Origin of the sequence: Streptomyces aurantiacus JA 4570, assembly GCF_000414115.1 — a bacterium.
In the GTDB taxonomy this organism is placed as follows: domain Bacteria; phylum Actinomycetota; class Actinomycetes; order Streptomycetales; family Streptomycetaceae; genus Streptomyces; species Streptomyces aurantiacus_A.
This window is the reverse complement of record NZ_AOPZ01000032.1, coordinates 1-16180: the sequence shown is the minus strand read 5'-3', so window position 1 is coordinate 16180 and position 16180 is coordinate 1. Positions and strand designations below refer to the sequence as shown.

Here is a 16180-nt window from a genome sequence, read left to right as displayed (position 1 = left end):
TGCCGGTTCAGGGCACGTCTGCGGGCGGCGCCCCGGCCGCCGGTGTGCCCCCGCAGACGGGCCCGGGCGGCGAGGGAGCGTCCGCCCAGGGCGTCCCGACGCCCGCGCGCGGCGCCGCCCTGCCGCCGGAACGTGACCCACGCGCGCGTGCCGCCCAGCCGCTGCCCGCCGAGTCCGCTCCCGTCGACCCGAACTCGACGCAGGGGCGCGCCATCAGCGTACGAACGCTCGGACAGGGCGTGCCGTTCGGACGCCAGGCCGCCGCCCAGCAGCCGGGGCAGCCGCCGCAGGGCGGACAGCAGCAACTGCCGCAGGCGCAGCCGCCGGGGCCCCAGCAGCCTCCGCAGGCACACCCGTTGCCGCAGCAGGGCGCACAGCCGGACCCGTCCCAGACTCCGGCGCAGCCCTCCGCCGGAGGTTCGGGCCGTCGGCGTCGGCTGTCCACGCCGCCCGCGGCGCCCGCGGCAGGCGCCGACGAGCGTCAGGACGCGGCCCGCCCGCACCCCCAGGCACAGCCCCAGGCGGCCAAGACGCAGCCGCAGCCCCGGCTTTCGCCGACCACCGAGGGCACCGGGCGCGCGTACGCGATCGGCGCTCCGGACGAGGACGCCGACGAGGGCCCGCAGCTCCTTGACGGCCCCGGGGGCGCCGTGGAGGTGTCGAACCAGCCGCAACCGCAGCCCATGGACGACGAACTGCCGCCCGAGCCGCTGGACAACCCGCGCCGCCTCCTGGTGTGGCCCGCGCCGGACGTCACCACGCAGCAGGCCCTGAGCGACCGCGGCTACCGTCCCGTCATCGTGCACTCCCGCGAGGAGGTCGACGCGCAGATCGCCGCGTTCCCGGCGGCCCTCTTCGTGGACCCGCTGACCGGGCCGATCACGCGTACGGCACTGCAGTCGCTGCGCCAGGCCGCGGTCGCCGCCGAGGTGCCGGTCCTGGTCACGGCGGGACTCGGCCAGGCTTCGCGCGAGGCGGCGTACGGCGCCGACCCCGCCGTACTCCTGAAGGCCCTGGCGCCGCGCGACAGCGAGCAGCATCCGCCGCGCGTGCTGCTCATCGAGGAGCACGAGGAGATCGCGCTCGCGCTGACCGCGACGCTGGAGCGGCGCGGGATGCAGGTCGCCCGGGCCGAGAGCGACGCGGACGCGGTCACGCTCGCCGCCCAGATGCGGCCGAACCTGGTGGTCATGGACCTGCTCCAGGTACGCCGCCGGCGTGCCGGGATCATCGACTGGCTGCGCGCGAACGGGCAGTTGAACCGCACCCCGCTCGTCGTCTACACGGCGGCCGTCGACGAGACCGACCTGCCGAAGCTCGCCGCGGGCGAGACCGTGCTGTTCCTCGCGGAGCGGTCCACGAGCGGCGAGGTGCAGAGCCGGATCGTGGATCTGCTGGCGAAGATCGGCACGAACTGACGTACCGAAGGGTCAATCGGTCGGTGCCGTCAGGCGGCGGGCGGCGGCGCGGACCGACGCGCGCAGCCGGGCGCGGTCCTCGTCCCCGGCGCCCACCAGGATGCGCCGCATCTGCGGCACCGCCGAGGCCCAGCCTGCCAGCGCGACCAGCATGAACAGCAGGTCGGTCGCCGGGATCGCGTCGGTGATGACGCCGCGCGCCTGGGCCTCCTCGAAGGCGGCGACCTTGCTGTCGTAGTGCGCCTGACGCTCGTACTCGTGCGGCAGCTCCTCGGTGCCGCCGTACTCGATGCCCTCCCAGAAGAGCAGGCGCAGCACCTCGGGGTGGGTGGCGTGGTACTCGATCAGCCGGTCCATCCAGCCGTCCATGTCGTCGGCGTCGACGGGGACGCTGACGGCCAGATCGAGCATCTTCTTCTCCAGGACCTGGGCGAAGAGCTCGGCCTTGTTGCCGTAATAGGCGTAAATGAGCTGCTTGTTAGCCTTTGCCTCGCCCGCGATGCGGTCGATGCGGGCGCCCGCGATGCCGAACCGGGCGAACTCCGCGACCGCCGCGTCGAAGATCCGGGCCCTGGTGGCCTCGGGGTCTCTCACTGCCATGGGAACAGCGTAAGCGACTTTGCCGTCCAACCAACCATTTAGTTGCTTGACAGTCGCCGGGTCATGGGCGCAGACTTTTTGCAACTAACCAGTTGGTTGCAAGACGGAGCACGGAGGGTCCTTCCGCCCATGACTTCAGCGACGCCACCTCCGCCGGGTGCCCTGACGGACCGGCCGGGACCCATCAGGTCGACGGCGCGTCCGGGCCCGCCCGGCCCGGAAGCCGGTCTCCCCCCGCGCCTGTTCCTCGTGCTGATAGCCGTCTGCACGGCGGTCACGGCGGCGAACATCTACGTCGCGGCGCCGCTGCTCCCCCTCATGGCCAAGGACTTCGGCTCCACACCGTCGGGCGTCGCGTGGATCGCCTCGGTGGCCCAGTTCGGGTACGCCGCCGGGCTGCTGTTCTTCGCCCCGCTCGGCGACCGCGTGAACCGCCGCCGGCTGGTGGCGGTCCTCTCCCTGGCCACGACGGCCGCACTGACCCTGGGCGCGGCCGCCACCGGCACCACGGCGCTGGCCGCCGCCGTCCTGGTCGCCTCCGCCGCGACGGTCGTCCCGCAACTGCTCGTGCCGCTCGTCGCCGAGCGGGCCCCGGCACACCGCCGGGCCAGCCATGTCGCGGCCGTCATAGCGGGCCTCTTCACCGGCATCGTCGCGGCGCGGGTCGTCGGCGGCCTCGCCGGGCAGGCGTTCGGCTGGCGCGCGGTCTTCCTCGGCGCGGCCGTGCTCACGGCCGTGCTCGGTCTGGCCTCCGCGGCCGCCCTGCCCAAGGAGAACCGCCGCCGCACGGGCCCGCTGTTCGCGGGCCTCGCCCAACTCCCGCGCGTCGTCAAGGCGTCACCGGAGCTGCGGCGCGCCTGCATACGCCAGGGCGGGATGTACGGGGCGTGGAGCGCCCTGTGGACATCCCTCGCCCTGCTGCTCACGGGCGACGGCGGCGACGGGTACGGCATGACGACCGGCGCGGCCGGCCTGTTCGGGCTCTTCGGCCTGGCGGCCAGCCTGGTGGCGCCCGTCGCGGGCGGACTCGTGGACCGGTTCGGCGCGGCCAGGGTGGTGGCGTCGGCCTATGGGCTCGCGGCGGTCTCGGTGCCGTTGTTCTGGCTGGGCGGCGAGCGGCTGTGGGCGCTGTGCGCGGCGGCGGTCGCCGTCCACGCGGCGCTGGTCGCCAGCCACATCGCCAACCAGACGCTGGCCCTGACCACCACCTCCACCCCGGCGGTCGCCAACACCGCCTATGTGGTGGCGGGTTTCACGGGCGGCGCCCTCGCCTCGGCCCTCGCGGGCGCGGCGTTCACCCACGGGGGCTGGGTCGGGGTGTGCGCGGTGGCCGCGGGCTGCCTGGCCGTGGGGTGGGGCGCCTCGTCCTTGCGAATACGGCGAATACGGCGGTGAGGTGCCGGGCGCCGGGGGAGCACCGGCCGGGTGGCACGCGTCGCGCGGGCCGGGTGGATCACGCGTGGGGCGGGCCGGGCGGGGTACGCCTCACCGCCCGTGCCCGGCGCCGCCCCGCGCGTCAGAGCTGCGTCACGTCCAGCTCGCCCGCCGCGTACTGCCTGCGCAGCACCTTCTTGTCGAACTTGCCGACGCTCGTCTTGGGGACGGCAGGCACGAGTGCCCAGCGCTCCGGGAGCTGCCACTTGGCGACGCGGCCTGCGAGGAAGTCGCGCAGAATCGCGTAGTCGGCGGTGGCGTCCTCCTTGAGGACGACGGTGGCGAGGGGGCGTTCACCCCACTTCACGTCGGGGACGGCGACGACCGCGGCCTCGGCGACGTCCGGGTGGCACATCAGCGCGTTCTCCAGCTCGACGGACGAGATCCACTCGCCGCCGGACTTGATGACGTCCTTCGCGCGGTCGGTGAGCGTCAGGAAGCCGTCGGCGCTGATGACGCCCACGTCGCCGGTCCGCAGCCAGCCGTCGGGGCTGAACTTGTCCTCGGGCTTGAGGACTTCGCCGCCCGCGCCGCCGTAGTAGGAGCCGGCGATCCAGGGGCCGCGCACCTCGAGCTCGCCCGCGGACTTGCCGTCCCAGGGCAGGTGGGTGCCGTCGGGTCCGACCAGGCGGCCCTCGACGCCGGCGGGGAAGCGGCCCTGGGTGAGGCGGTAGGCGAGCTCCTCGTCGGTGCCGAGGACGTGGGCGGGCGGCCGCGCGACCGTGCCGAGCGGAGACGTCTCGGTCATGCCCCAGGCGTGGCAGACACGGACGCCGAGCCCGTCGAATGCCTCCATCAAGGAGGGCGGACAGGCCGCGCCGCCGATGGTGACCTGGCCGAGACAGCTGACGTCGCGGGGCTTGGCGGTGAGTTCGGCGAGCAGTCCCTGCCAGATGGTGGGCACGGCCGCGGCGTGCGTCGGCCGCTCGGACTCGATCATCTCGGCGAGCGGCGCGGGCTGCAGGAAGCGGTCCGGCATCAGCATGCCGACACCGGTCATGAAGGTGGCGTGCGGCAGCCCCCAGGCATTCACATGGAACTGCGGCACGACGACGAGGCTGAGGTCGGCGTCCGTGAGGCCCATCGACTGGGTCATGTTGACCTGCATGGAGTGCAGGTAGATGGAGCGGTGGGAGTAGACGACGCCCTTGGGGTCACCGGTGGTGCCGGAGGTGTAGCACATGGCGGCGGCACGGCGTTCGTCGAGTTCGGGCCAGTCGTAGCCGGTGGGCCTGCCCGCGATGAGGTCCTCGTACTCGTGGACGCGGGGGCGGACACCCTCCAGGAGGGAGCGGTCGCCGGGTCCGGAGACGACCAGGTGCTCGACGGTCGGCATGCGGTCGAGCAGCGGCGTGATCAGCCCGAGCAGCGAGCCGTTGATGATGATGACGCGGTCGGCGGCGTGGCCGACGATCCAGGTGAGCTGTTCCGCGGGGAGCCGCAGATTGAGGGTGTGCAGGACGGCGCCCATGCAGGGCACGGCGAAGTACGCCTCGACGTGTTCGGCGTTGTTCCACATGAACGTCGCCACGCGGTCGTCGTCCCGGACGCCGAGGTCGTCGCGCAGGGCGTGGGCGAGCTGGGCGGCGCGCGCGCCGATCTCCCGGAAGCTGCGCCGCTGCGGGGCGGTGTCGCCGGTCCACGTGATGACCTGCGCGTCCCCGTGCACGGTGGTCCCGTGCTGGAGGATGCGGGTCACAGTCAGCGGTACGTCCTGCATGGTGCTCAGCACGGCATCCTCCCGGTGGGCGCGGCCAACAGGCGTCCGGGCGTTCCCGGCGCTCTACCTGGTAGTAGCCCCAGATTCTTGCCGCATACCGCTTGGTATGTCACTACTGCGGGAGCACGTGAGGGAAAAAGACCGCACCGGAGCGGAGAGGATGGCGTGCCCCTGTCAGGCCATGGGCCCGGTGGCGCGGAGCGGGAGCTCAGCGGACCGGCGTCAGCTCCGGGTCCTCACGGAGCTTGCCGAGCGCCCGCGACACCGCGCTCTTCACGGTGCCGATGGAGACCCCCAGCACCTCGGCCGTCTGGGCCTCGCTCAGATCCTCGTAGTACCGCAGGACGACCATCGCCCGCTGCCGCGCCGGCAGCTTCATGATCGCGCGCCACATCGCGTCGTGCAGCGCCTGCTGCTCGGCCGGGTCGCCGGCCGGAACGGTCTCCGGCTCGGGCAGCTCGTCGCAGGCGAACTCGTCGACCTTGCGCTTGCGCCACTGCGACGTACGCGTGTTCAGCAGGGCCCGGCGGACATAGCCGTCGAGCGCGCGGTGATCCTCGATCCGGTCCCAGGCCACATACGTCTTGGTCAGCGCCGTCTGCAGCAGGTCCTCGGCATCGCTCGGGTTCGCCGTCAACGAGCGGGCGGTGCGCAGCAGCACCGGCTGACGCGCCCGGACGTAGGAGGCGAACGACGGGTAGGCCGAAGGACTCGTGGTCCGCGTCGCGGCCTTCGATGCGCTGGTGCACACGGTCACCATGGATGCGGTCATGGCTCCACGCTAGAAGCGACCCCTACATCAGCGGATCGGCCGCAGGTCCCGAAGCGTTGTCCGCCTCAGGTTGTACGAGGGGAGCCAGCCCCACCTCCTGAAGGTGGAGGAGGTGGGGCCGACCCTTGCGGGTTCAACCCTGAGGCGTACGAAAGTGCCTGGCGGCCGGGGTAGGAAAGCCGGGGGCGTACGAGCCCGGCGTACGGGAGCGCCCCGAAGGGGCGCGGGGAACTGCGCGCCCGCACCGCCCGGGCGCGGCCCCGTGCACCAGCGGAACCGCTAGTCCAGCGTGGCCACGGGAGCATCCACCAGGTTGCGGTCGATCGTGATCGTCCGGCCGCCGTGCCGCTCCGTGACGTTGCCCGCGTACTGGTGGATCCGCCGGTTGGGCTGCCAGGCGTTCCGGCCGAGCGCGGGCTCGCCGTTCAGGTCCGGGGAGGTGTGCCAGCGCGCGAACCACATCACCGACGGCAGGTCCCGCACCCCGGCCCGGCGGGCCTGGTCCATGTGCCGTACGCCGGAGTTGGCGCTGCTGTAGAAGCCCGGTACGTAGCCGTGGCTGCGCACTTCGCGGTTCCAGGCCCGGACGAAGGAGAGCGTGTCACGGGCGCACCCCTTCCGCTCGTGCCGGTACGACTCCATGTCCAGGTAGAGCGGGCTCTCCGGCTCGATGCCCAGGCCCCGGGCCTTCTCGACCGCGTCGCCTCCCTCCCGTGTGCCCTGCTTCCAGGGGTCGCTCCCGATGCGGACGTGCTGCTTGTTGCGTGCCACGACGCACGGCGACTGCGAGCCGACGTACACCGGAAGCACCCCCCAGCCCATCTCGTCGACCTCCTGCAGCCAGCCCCGGCTCAGGTGCTTCTGGTCGGCGCAGGCCCGGCCGCGGCCGCCGAAGTACACGCCCACCGCGCCGTAGTCCGACGCGAGCCAGCGCCGCATCGAATCGGTGGACGGTGCCTGGCAGGTGTCGAAGCCGCGGCCGTAATAGGTCTTCGGGTCGGCGTAGGCGGCGGGGCCGGCGTAGGCGTAGGCGTCCGGGTCGGCATCGGTGTCCGGGTCCGGCTCGGCGTCGGAGCCCGGGTCGGCCCGCGCGGCGACGCCCGCGGCCAGGCCCGTGCGGGGCGAAGGGCCGCCGCCCGATGGCGCGGTCGTGTCCATCGCCAGGGTGGCCAGGCCGAGGCCGAGGGCGAGTCCCAAGAGCAGCTTTCGTTGGCGCATACGGCGAGTGAACGGGCCGGGTCCGGCACCGGGCGTGGGGACGCGCCGCGTTCAGCCGTCCGCCGTCAGAATCAGCCCCGATGTGGGGACACCGGTGCCTGCCGTGACGAGGGTGCGCGCGGCGCCCGGTATCTGGTTCACCGCCGTGCCCCGCACCTGCCGGACCGCCTCGGCCACGCCGTTCATCCCGTGCAGATACGCCTCCCCGAGCTGCCCGCCGTGGGTGTTCAGCGGCAGCCGCTCCTTCGCGACGAACTCCGCCGCCTCGCCGGGGCCGCAGAACCCGAACTCCTCCAGCTGCATCAGCACGAACGGAGTGAAGTGGTCATAGAGGATGCCCACGTCCACGTCGTCGGGCGTGAGCCCCGACGTGCGCCACAACTGCCGTGCCACGACGCCCATTTCGGGCAGTCCGGTGAGGTCGTCGCGGTAGAAGCTCGTCATCTGCTCCTGCGCGCGGCCCGCGCCCTGGGCCGCGGCGGCGATCACGGCGGGCGGGTGCGGCAGGTCGCGGGCCCGCTCCACGCTCGTCACGACGACCGCCTGCCCGCCGTCCGTCTCCTGGCAGCAGTCCAGGAGCCGCAGCGGCTCGACGATCCACCGCGAGGCGGCGTGGTCCTCCAGGGTGATGGGCTTGCCGTAGAAGTAGGCGGCCGGGTTCGTCGCCGCGTACTTCCGGTCGGTGACCGACACATGGCCGAACACCTCCGGTGTCAGTCCGTACGCGTACAGATAGCGCTGGGCCGCCATCGCCACCCAGGACGCGGGCGTGAGCAGCCCGAACGGCAGCGACCAGCCGAGCGCCGCGCCCTCCGCCGACGGCTCGCGGCGTTGCACCCCGGAGCCGAAGCGGCGGCCGGACCGCTCGTTGAACGCGCGGTAGCAGACGACCACTTCGGCCACCCCGGTCGCCACCGCGAGCGCCGCCTGCTGCAGGGTCGCGCAGGCCGCGCCGCCGCCGTAGTGCACGCGGGAGAAGAAGGACAGCTCGCCCATGCCCGCGGCCTGGGCCACCGTGATCTCCGGGCTGGTGTCCATGGTGAACGTGACCAGGCCGTCCACGTCGGCCGGGCGCAGGCCCGCGTCGTCCAGGGCGGACCGCACCGCCTCCACGGCCAGCTTCAGCTCGCTGCGGCCGGAGTCCTTGGAGAACTCCGTCGCCCCGATCCCGGCGATCGCCGCTCGGCCGCCCAGGCGGTCCTTGCTTCGTACGCTCATACGCGGCCTCCCCGCACGGGCACCGTGACCGTGACGGTGCCGGTCACGTGCTTGCCGATGCCGTTGGCGCCGACGACCCCGACGGTGACTGTCACCGCGCCTCCGCCGGGCTCGGCCCGACCGGCCCGACCGGCCCGACCGGCCTGCTCGGCCTGCTCGGCCTGCTCGGACTGCTCGACGTGCTCGATCGTCCCCGTCAACGTCATCGTGTCCCCGGGATAGTTGGGCGCTCCCAGCCGGATCGCCACCCTCCGGAGGGTGGCGCCCGGGCCGAGCCGATCCGTTATGTACCGCCCCACCAGGCCGTTCGTCGTGAGGATGTTCATGAAGATGTCGGGGGAGCCCTTCTCCTTGGCGAGCTCCGCGTCGTGGTGCACGTCCTGGTAGTCCCGCGAGGCGATGGCCCCGGCGACGATCAGGGTGCGGGTGACCGGGATCTCCAGGGGCGGGAGGGTGTCCCCCGGCCGGAGCACTGCGGTACTGCTGCTCATGCGGACTCCTCCTCCGTCGCGATCAAATCGCCCAGTTCGGCCAGGACTTCGCCGCCGCACCCCAGATACGCGTCCAGCTGGCGGCCCCACAGGAAGTGCCGGTGCACCGGATACTCGACGTCGGCGCCCATGCCGCCGTGCAGATGCTGGCCCGCGTGCACCACGCGGCGGCCCGCCTCCGACGCCCACCACGCGGTGGTCAGCGCGTGCGTGCCGTACGGCAGGCCCTGGTCACGGCGCCAGGCAGCCTCGTACGCCGTGACGCGGATCGCCTCCGTGTCCATGTACGCCTCCGCCGCGCGGAGTTGGACCGCCTGCTTGGCGGCGAGCGGGCGGCCGAACTGCTCCCGCTCGTTCGTGTACGCGACGGCCCGGGCCAGCGATCCCGCGCAGACCCCGGCCTGCAGCCCCGCGAAGGCCGTACGGGCCGTGGCCAGTACGTCGTCGTAGGCGGCGCCGGGCCGAGCACCGCCCCCCAGCCGCTGCGCCCGCACCCCGTCCAGCTCCAGCCGGCCCGCCCGCCACGGCGCCGTCAGCTCGACCGGATCGCAGGTCACGTCGGCCGCGCGGACCAGCCACAGGCTGTGGTCCGCCGTCGCCACCAGGACGAATGTGGCGTCCCGCAGCCACGGCACCCAGGGCACCGCCCCGCTCAGCCGACCGCCCTCGGCCCGCAACTGGCTCCCGCGCGCGGGGAACGCCCCCGTCGCCACTTCCGACCCGTCCCGCAGCCCCGGCAGCAGCTCCGCCCGCTGGTCCGCCGAGCCGTGCGCCGTCACGGCCAGCAGGCCGTACACACAGGTCGCCGCGAACGGCACCTGGGCCGTCGTCCGGCCCTGCTCCTCCAGCAGCAGCACCAGGCCGAGCAGGCCGACCTCCTCCACCGCCCCCGGCAGGCCCGCCGCGCACAGCGCCTTCCACAGCTCGGCGTCCGTCCCGGTGCCCGCCGCCGCGAGCCGCTCGGGTGTGGACAGGTCGCCGAAGATCCGCGCGGCCAGATCACGGGCTGCCGCCTGTTCGGGTGTGGGCGTGAAGTCCATGTCAGCGCACACCCCCTGGGACACCGGCGGCGACCGGCCGGAACATCGGCAGCTCCAACTCCTCGTCGACCCGCCGGAACTCCAGCCGCACCGGCATCCCGATCCGCACCTCGTCGTGCGGCACGCCCACCACCTGGCTGAGGATGCGCACGCCTTCCGCCAGTTCGACGAGCACCACCGCGTACGGTCCCGCCCCCTCGTCCGCCCGATACGGCTCGGTGAACGCCGGGAACGGCGGGTGGTGCATCACGACGTACGAATAGACCGTGCCCTCTCCGCTCGCCTCCACCGTGTCCCACTCCGGTGAGCCGCAGGCGTTGCAGCCCGGCAGCCAGGGGAAGCGCGGGCGGGCGCAGTCGCCGCAGCGCTGGATGAGCAGCCGGTGCCGGGCCACGCCGTCCCAGAACCCCGCGTTGTCCCTGTTGATCACGGGCCTCGGCCTCTTGGCCGTGGGCCTTGGCTGCCTGCTCCGGTCGGTGGGGGCCGCCTCCTTCGGCTTCCGCCGCGCGGGGGCGAACTTGAGGATTCGGAAGCGGTGCGTCCCGGCCGGTTCGCCGTCCGCGCGGACGTCCATCCGCGTCGTCACGAAATAGCCGGTGCCGAGCTTGGTCGTCTTGCGCTCGGAGACCGATTCGATCACCGCGTCGAAGGTGATCTCCTCCCCGGGGCGCAGCGGTCGCAGATACTCCTGCTCGCAGTCGGTCGCCACGACCGAGGCATACCCGGCGTCGTCGAGCAGGGCGAACAACTCGTCGTACGCCTCCGAGCGGTCGGTGTGGCCCGAGAGGCCGCCCATCGTCCACACCTGGAGCATGGTGGGTGGCGCGACGGCCTCCGGCCCGGTGTACGCCGCGTCCGTATCCCCCATCGCCTCGCACCAGTGCCTGATCATCGGCTCGTTCACCAGGTCCTTGCCGCGCCCCGCCACGGCGGCGGCTCTGCCCTCGTACGCCTTCAACTTCTCGTACAGCTCGTCCTTCTCCGGTGCCCCGCCCGTCATCGCCGCCCCCTCCGCATCCCGAGCCGCATCGTCGCCACGATCTCCCGCTGCACCTCGCTCACCCCGCCCCCGAAGGTGTTGATCTGCGCCGCCCTGTTCATGCGCTCCAGCTCCCCGTCCCCGGCCGCCCCCGGCCCCGATTCCCGCCCCGGTCCCGCCCCCCGCTCCGATGCCGCCCCCAGTGCCAGGGATCCCGGTGACCCGGCCCGGACGAGGCCCGCGTCCCCCGCGATCTCCTGACATATTCGGTACACCTCGACCGCCGATTCGGTTCCCACGAACTTCACGCCGCTCGCGTCCCCGGGGGCCAGCCGGCCGGCCCCCACATCCCCCACCAAACGCCAGTTGAGCAGGCGCGTTGCCGCGAGCCGGGCATGCGCCTCGGCCAGTTTCAAACGGATCCACGGAGCGTCAATCCGACGTTCGCCGGTCACCGGATCGGGTGAGCACGCGGCGGTGCGCGCGGCCGCGTAGAAGTCCTCGGCCTGCATGCCGATCGCGGCGAGCGCGACCCGCTCGTGGTTGAGCTGCTCGGTGATGAGGCCCCAGCCGCCGTTCTCCTCGCCGACGAGGTTTCCCGCGGGCACGCGCACGCCGTCGTAGTACGTCGCTGTCGTGGTCAGGCCGCCGACGGTCTCGATCGGGGTCCAGGAGAAGCCGGGGGAGTCGGTCGGCACGAGGAGGACGGAGATGCCCCGGTGCTTGGGCGCGTCCGGGTCGGTGCGGCAGGCGAGCCAGATCCAGTCGGCGTTCTGGGCGTTGGAGGTGAAGATCTTCTGCCCGTCGATCAGCCAGTCGCCGACAGGACCGGCCTCGGGAGCCGATGCCCGCGCCCCCGCCTGGCGTACCGCCCGCGTCCGCAGCGAGGCCAGGTCCGTGCCCGCGGACGGCTCGCTGTAACCGATCGCGAAGACGGTTTCCCCGCGCAGGATGCCGGGCAGGAGGGCGGCCTTCTGTTCCTCGGTCCCGTACTTCATGAGGGTCGGCCCGACGGTGTTCAGGGTGACCATCGACACGGGAGCGCCCACGCGGTACGCCTCGTCGAAGAACACGAACTGCTCGTCCGGGCCGCGCCCCTGGCCGCCGTACGCGACGGGCCAGCCGAGGCCGAGCAGCCCGTCGGCGCCGATGCGCCGCAGGATCCGGCGCTGCGCGGCCGGGTCGTCGCTCGCGGGCGGGCCGTCGGGCAGCAGTGCGCGGAAGTACGCGCGCAGCTCGGCGCGCAGGCGGTGCTGGCGTTCGGTGGGGGCGAGGTGCACGGGGGCGGCCTCTCCGTCTCGTACCGGCAGGGTTTCTGACTGTCCGTCAGAAACAGAACCGGCGTCAAGGCCCCGGAGGTGGCAGGACCCAGCTCGAACACAGCTGCGCGGCAGTGCCCCAGGCACCGCCGCGCAGCCGTCACATCACCCCACTGAGCAGGCCCCCGAGGATCACTCCCCGGCGAGGCCCGGGCTCACCACAGTTCGCTGAAGTTCACAGCGACGTTGGCGTTCGACTGCTCGATCTCCGTGAACGCGGAACCGTTCACCTGGGCCGTGTTGCTCTGGTTCGAGGCGCCGTTGCCGACCGCCTGCTGCTGCGTGGTGGACGAGTTGCCGCTGTTGTCGTCGCCGACGCCGCTGCCGGTGACCGTAGCCACACCCGCGTTGGATCCGTCGTCCGCGAACGAACCGTTGTCGGCCATCGCAACACCGGAGAAGAGCGCGGCGGCGAGGGGCAGAGCCGCGACAGCAGCGAGGGCGCGGGCGGTACGGATGCTTGCCATGTTTTTCCTCCAGGACGGGGAGTCACGCACCGGCGGGAAGCCGGAAGCGCCTCAAGTAGCTCTTGCTCCAAGGCGGTTGGCCGACCGCCTCGGTTCTGGATCTGCACGACGTCGCGAGTTCAGAGTTGCCCACCGAATCCCCTCGGAACCACCCCGGAAGACACGATTCCCCCGCAAGCGTGAGGACATGTCGATAAACACGCTTTGCATCCGCAGCGTCCCGGCTCGGCGCCGTTCCGGCGGCCCGGCCCAGGCGCCGCACGGGCTGAAGCGTTCCGGCACGCACCCGAAGTCAGGGGGCGCCGTCCGCGTACGACGCGCCACCCCGGGCCACCCCCCTTTCTTTCTTCGAACGCTTGTACGAAAATGAAGTCATGGCCCCCATCGACCGCCATGCCGCAGACCGCAACACCCCTGACCCCGGCCCTGATCACACCCCTCACCACACCCCTGCCCCCAGCCCTGAGCGCGCCCCGGACCAGGCCCCCATGACTCCCGGCCCGGCACCCGAAGGGCGCGCGCGGGGACGCCCCCCGGCGGACCACCGCTCCACCGCCGACCGGCACACCGCCACGCTCGCGCTCGCCCACGCCCTGTCCGCCGCCGAGCGCGGCCTCGCCGTCATCCCGCTCTCCCGGACCAAGCTCCCGGCGCTGCGCTCCCCGCACCACGATGACCCGCAGCCGTCGGCGTGCCGGGGCGAGTGCGGCCGCATGGGGCACGGTGTGTACGACGCGTCGACCGATCCGCTGCGCATCCGTGAACTGTTCGCCGCCGCGCCCTGGGCCTCCGGCTACGGCATCGCGTGCGGCCTCGCCCCGTACCACCTGATCGGCATCGACCTGGACACCAAGTCCGGTGCCGACGCCCCGGCCGCGCTGCGCGAGCTGGCGCTGCGGCACCTGTTCACCATCCCGGACACCGTCGTCGTGACGACGCCGAGCGGCGGCCGCCACATCTGGCTGTCCGGGCCGCCCGACACGGTGGTGCCCAACTCGGCGGGGCGCCTGGCCCCCGGGATCGACATCCGGGGAGCGGGCGGCTACCTGGTCGGCCCGGGCTCCCGTACCGAACACGGTGTCTACAGCACGGTGCCCGGCACGGGCCACCTCCCGCCGGCCACATGCCCGCCCGCGCTCCTGCGCCTGCTCGCGCCGTCACCGCGCCGCAGGGCCGCGACCCCGCGAGCGGACGGCCCGCCGGCTGCCCAACAGGGCCAGGGCCTGGTCCAGTTCGTCCTCGCGGCGCACGAGGGGCAGCGCAACACCCGCCTGTTCTGGGCGGCGTGCCGCGCCTACGAGAACGGCCTCGGCGAGTCCCTCACCGGCCCCCTCACGGACGCGGCACTCCGCGTGGGCCTCACCCTCCGCGAGGCCCGGTCGACCATCGCGTCGGCGGCGCGACTGACGGGCCACGACTGAGCGCTTCGCTGGATGGGCAGGCGTGCGGACGTGGGGCCGTGCGGCCGAGCCGAACCCCTAGGGGACCGGCAGCCCATCGATCGGCAGCGAACGTGCCACCGAACCGTCGACGATCCCCCGCCCGGGAACCCCGTCGAACGATTCCTGCGCGACCAGCGAGGTGACGGACGGCCGGTCCCCCGACGACTCCTCCGCGGCCGCGGCGGGCGCCGCGGCCCCCAGCACCATGACCGCGCCGACGGCCCCCACCGAACCCACCGCGCCCACGACAGCCTCAACGATCCTCATGCCCGAAGCTCCCCTTCCAGTTCCGGCAGCACGCACAACGGAGCACGACGCTCGCACCTCCGGGGCACCCGGCCTGCGCGGCCGGCACCCAACGCCCTGCCGCACCCTTAACCCGCCCCCGCCCCCCGGAGGTACCGCCCCCTCACCCGAGCGGCCCAGGGCAACGCCGCCCGACCGCACCGGCGGGGCTCACGGGCGAGTGCAGGAGGATGATCCCCATGCGCGGAGAGAGCGAGTACGAAGCCGTCGTGGACCGGCTGTGGCAGGAGCACCTGGCCGCCACCTTCCCGGCGGGATCGCGCGGCGCCGAACTGGCGGGCCACGACCTGGTGATGCTCGACGCGGACGTCGCCGGCTGCGTGAGCACGTGGCGGGGCAACGGCGGATCCCTCGATGCGCGGCGCCACCAGGTCCTGTACCGCCGCATCGCCGCCCTCGAGAAGGTCCTGCCCCTCCTCACGGACACAGAAGAGCTCCGGTACTTCCGACGGCTGCGCCAACTCGCAGTCCTCACGGCAGAGGCGGGGTGACCGAAAGCTCCGGTCACCCCGCCTCATCAGGCCCTATGGCCAGTTACCGCGGTGGGTGTGGGATTTGAACCCACGGTGGCGTGAACCACGACGGTTTTCAAGACCGTTCCCTTAGGCCGCTCGGGCAACCCACCCCGCGCCCGCGGCCGGTGTGCGGCGGCGGCGCGGGGTCAAGAGTAGCGGGTCAGCCGTCGCCCTTGCGTGCGCCCAGGACCACGTCGGCCGTGCGCTCCTTGCCGTCGCGTTCGTAGGTGATCTTGACGGTGTCGCCGGGCTTGTGGGTCCAGATCTGGCCGATCAGCGTCGGGCCGCTGTCGATGACCATGTCGTCCAGCTTCTTGATGACGTCGCCGGACTTGAGGCCCGCCTTGTCCGCGGGGCCGTCCGGCTCCACCGCCGCGCCGGAGCCGCCCGCCGCGCGGTCGGAGATGGTCGCGCCGTCCGACGTGTCCGCCAGGGAGACCGACGCGCCGATGACCGGATACGTCGCCTCGCCCGTCTTGATCAGCTGCTGGCCGACGTTCTTCGCCTGGTTCACCGGGATCGCGAAGCCCAGGCCGATCGAGCCCGACTGGCCGCCGCCTCCGAGCCCGCCGCTGTCGGCGGGCTTGATCGCCGAGTTGATGCCGATGACCGCGCCGCGCGCGTCCAGGAGCGGACCGCCGGAGTTGCCCGGGTTGATGGAGGCGTCGGTCTGCAGCGCGCTCATGTACGAGCTCTTGCTGCTGCCGCCGTCGCTGGAGGTCACCGGGCGGTTCTTGGCGCTGACGATGCCCGTCGTGACCGTGTTGGAGAGGCCGAAGGGCGCGCCGATGGCGATCGTGGAGTCCCCGACGGCCACCTTGTCGGAGTCGGCGAGCGGGATCGGCTTCAGGTCCGCCGGCTTGTCCTTGAGCTTGATGACCGCGACGTCATAGCCCTCGGCCCGGCCCACCACCTCGGCGTCGTACTTCTTGCCGTTCGAGAACGTCGCCGACAGCTTGCCGCCCTGGGCCGCGGACGCCACCACGTGGTTGTTGGTCATGATGTGGCCCTGCTCGTCGTACACGAAGCCGGTGCCCGTGCCGCCCTCGCCGCTGCCGCTCTGGGCCTCGATGGTGACGACGCTCGGCAGCGCCTTGTTCGCGATGTCCGCCACCGAGCCGGGCTGGCGCTTGAGGTCGGCCGGGGAGTCCGACGCGGAGACCGTCGTCGAGTCCGTGCCGCTGTCCTCCTCGCGGTCCGCCGCCCAGAAGCCGAGGCCGCCGCCGACGCCGCCCGCCCAG

General features: G+C 72.9%; 16 protein-coding genes and 1 tRNA gene. 4 read left to right on the top strand and 13 right to left on the bottom strand.

Annotated elements, in window-relative coordinates; genetic code table 11:
• Positions 1-1418: response regulator (locus tag STRAU_RS04665; RefSeq protein WP_052028958.1), on the top strand; the 1418-nt coding region annotated here is incomplete at its 5' end.
• A gap of 12 nt (positions 1419-1430) precedes the next feature.
• Here the strand turns inward: STRAU_RS04665 and STRAU_RS04660 are convergent.
• Positions 1431-2018, bottom strand: coding sequence for a TetR/AcrR family transcriptional regulator (locus tag STRAU_RS04660; protein WP_016639085.1), 588 nt, complete (start codon positions 2016-2018; stop codon positions 1431-1433).
• A 129-nt stretch (positions 2019-2147) separates the two neighbouring features.
• Between STRAU_RS04660 and STRAU_RS04655 the strand changes: the two genes are divergently transcribed.
• Positions 2148-3413 carry an MFS transporter gene (locus STRAU_RS04655; RefSeq protein ID WP_078620966.1) on the top strand — a complete coding sequence of 422 codons (1266 nt, stop codon included), beginning with the start codon at positions 2148-2150 and terminating at the stop codon, positions 3411-3413.
• A gap of 121 nt (positions 3414-3534) precedes the next feature.
• On the opposite strand, the gene STRAU_RS04650 is transcribed toward STRAU_RS04655, so the two are convergent.
• From STRAU_RS04650 to STRAU_RS04610, 9 genes are all read right to left on the bottom strand, one after another.
• Entirely contained in the window at positions 3535-5184 is a 1650-nt protein-coding gene (locus STRAU_RS04650) for a long-chain fatty acid--CoA ligase (protein ID WP_016639083.1), read from the bottom strand.
• 196 nt (positions 5185-5380) lie between these two features.
• Positions 5381-5944: a SigE family RNA polymerase sigma factor gene (locus STRAU_RS04645; RefSeq protein ID WP_016639082.1), complete on the bottom strand. Its 564-nt coding sequence runs from the start codon at positions 5942-5944 to the stop codon at positions 5381-5383.
• 279 nt (positions 5945-6223) lie between these two features.
• Positions 6224-7162, bottom strand: a complete 939-nt coding sequence (locus STRAU_RS04640; RefSeq protein ID WP_078620964.1) for a DUF1906 domain-containing protein — start codon at positions 7160-7162, stop codon at positions 6224-6226.
• A gap of 51 nt (positions 7163-7213) precedes the next feature.
• Positions 7214-8380: a lipid-transfer protein gene (locus STRAU_RS04635; protein ID WP_016639080.1), complete on the bottom strand. Its 1167-nt coding sequence runs from the start codon at positions 8378-8380 to the stop codon at positions 7214-7216.
• On the bottom strand, positions 8377-8871 hold the full coding sequence (locus tag STRAU_RS04630) for a MaoC/PaaZ C-terminal domain-containing protein (RefSeq protein ID WP_037657547.1): 495 nt from the start codon (positions 8869-8871) through the stop codon (positions 8377-8379). Before STRAU_RS04630 ends, STRAU_RS04635 begins: the two co-directional genes overlap by 4 nt.
• Complete coding sequence (locus tag STRAU_RS04625; RefSeq protein WP_016639078.1) at positions 8868-9911, bottom strand: acyl-CoA dehydrogenase family protein; 1044 nt, start codon at positions 9909-9911, stop codon at positions 8868-8870. Before STRAU_RS04625 ends, STRAU_RS04630 begins: the two co-directional genes overlap by 4 nt.
• A gap of 1 nt (position 9912) precedes the next feature.
• On the bottom strand, positions 9913-10911 hold the full coding sequence (locus tag STRAU_RS04620) for a bifunctional MaoC family dehydratase N-terminal/OB-fold nucleic acid binding domain-containing protein (RefSeq protein WP_016639077.1): 999 nt from the start codon (positions 10909-10911) through the stop codon (positions 9913-9915).
• Positions 10908-12170 carry an acyl-CoA dehydrogenase family protein gene (locus STRAU_RS04615; protein ID WP_016639076.1) on the bottom strand — a complete coding sequence of 421 codons (1263 nt, stop codon included), beginning with the start codon at positions 12168-12170 and terminating at the stop codon, positions 10908-10910. The genes STRAU_RS04620 and STRAU_RS04615 overlap by 4 nt, the downstream gene beginning before the upstream one ends.
• A gap of 194 nt (positions 12171-12364) precedes the next feature.
• Complete coding sequence (locus STRAU_RS04610) at positions 12365-12676, bottom strand: hypothetical protein (RefSeq protein WP_037657545.1); 312 nt, start codon at positions 12674-12676, stop codon at positions 12365-12367.
• A 488-nt stretch (positions 12677-13164) separates the two neighbouring features.
• Here STRAU_RS04610 and STRAU_RS04605 point away from each other — a divergent pair, with 488 nt between their 5' ends.
• Positions 13165-14097 carry a bifunctional DNA primase/polymerase gene (locus STRAU_RS04605; RefSeq protein ID WP_016639074.1) on the top strand — a complete coding sequence of 311 codons (933 nt, stop codon included), beginning with the start codon at positions 13165-13167 and terminating at the stop codon, positions 14095-14097.
• Between the two features lie 57 nt (positions 14098-14154).
• Here STRAU_RS04605 and STRAU_RS04600 read toward each other — a convergent pair whose 3' ends face one another.
• Positions 14155-14385 (bottom strand): hypothetical protein, encoded by a 231-nt coding sequence (locus STRAU_RS04600; protein ID WP_016639073.1) that lies wholly within the window; start codon positions 14383-14385, stop codon positions 14155-14157.
• Between the two features lie 218 nt (positions 14386-14603).
• On the opposite strand from STRAU_RS04600, the gene STRAU_RS04595 reads away from it, so the two are divergent.
• On the top strand, positions 14604-14915 hold the full coding sequence (locus STRAU_RS04595; RefSeq protein WP_106967810.1) for a hypothetical protein: 312 nt from the start codon (positions 14604-14606) through the stop codon (positions 14913-14915).
• A 49-nt stretch (positions 14916-14964) separates the two neighbouring features.
• On the opposite strand, the gene STRAU_RS04590 is transcribed toward STRAU_RS04595, so the two are convergent.
• Both STRAU_RS04590 and STRAU_RS04585 read right to left on the bottom strand, forming a co-directional pair.
• Positions 14965-15049: transfer RNA gene (locus tag STRAU_RS04590), tRNA-Ser, on the bottom strand.
• Positions 15050-15099: 50 nt separating this feature from the next.
• Positions 15100-16180: S1C family serine protease (locus tag STRAU_RS04585; protein WP_037657543.1), on the bottom strand; the 1081-nt coding region annotated here is incomplete at its 5' end.

What these genes read in the sequence shown, in the direction of transcription:
- STRAU_RS04660 (WP_016639085.1), bottom strand. Translation starts at nt 2,018, where the DNA reads ATGGCAGTGAGAGACCCCGAGGCCACCAGGGCCCGGATCTTCGACGCG.
- STRAU_RS04655 (WP_078620966.1), top strand. Translation starts at nt 2,148, where the DNA reads ATGACTTCAGCGACGCCACCTCCGCCGGGTGCCCTGACGGACCGGCCG.
- STRAU_RS04645 (WP_016639082.1), bottom strand. Translation starts at nt 5,944, where the DNA reads ATGACCGCATCCATGGTGACCGTGTGCACCAGCGCATCGAAGGCCGCG.
- STRAU_RS04640 (WP_078620964.1), bottom strand. Translation starts at nt 7,162, where the DNA reads ATGCGCCAACGAAAGCTGCTCTTGGGACTCGCCCTCGGCCTCGGCCTG.
- STRAU_RS04635 (WP_016639080.1), bottom strand. Translation starts at nt 8,380, where the DNA reads ATGAGCGTACGAAGCAAGGACCGCCTGGGCGGCCGAGCGGCGATCGCC.
- STRAU_RS04630 (WP_037657547.1), bottom strand. Translation starts at nt 8,871, where the DNA reads ATGAGCAGCAGTACCGCAGTGCTCCGGCCGGGGGACACCCTCCCGCCC.
- STRAU_RS04625 (WP_016639078.1), bottom strand. Translation starts at nt 9,911, where the DNA reads ATGGACTTCACGCCCACACCCGAACAGGCGGCAGCCCGTGATCTGGCC.
- STRAU_RS04620 (WP_016639077.1), bottom strand. Translation starts at nt 10,911, where the DNA reads ATGACGGGCGGGGCACCGGAGAAGGACGAGCTGTACGAGAAGTTGAAG.
- STRAU_RS04610 (WP_037657545.1), bottom strand. Translation starts at nt 12,676, where the DNA reads ATGGCAAGCATCCGTACCGCCCGCGCCCTCGCTGCTGTCGCGGCTCTG.
- STRAU_RS04605 (WP_016639074.1), top strand. Translation starts at nt 13,165, where the DNA reads ATGACTCCCGGCCCGGCACCCGAAGGGCGCGCGCGGGGACGCCCCCCG.
- STRAU_RS04600 (WP_016639073.1), bottom strand. Translation starts at nt 14,385, where the DNA reads ATGAGGATCGTTGAGGCTGTCGTGGGCGCGGTGGGTTCGGTGGGGGCC.
- STRAU_RS04595 (WP_106967810.1), top strand. Translation starts at nt 14,604, where the DNA reads ATGCGCGGAGAGAGCGAGTACGAAGCCGTCGTGGACCGGCTGTGGCAG.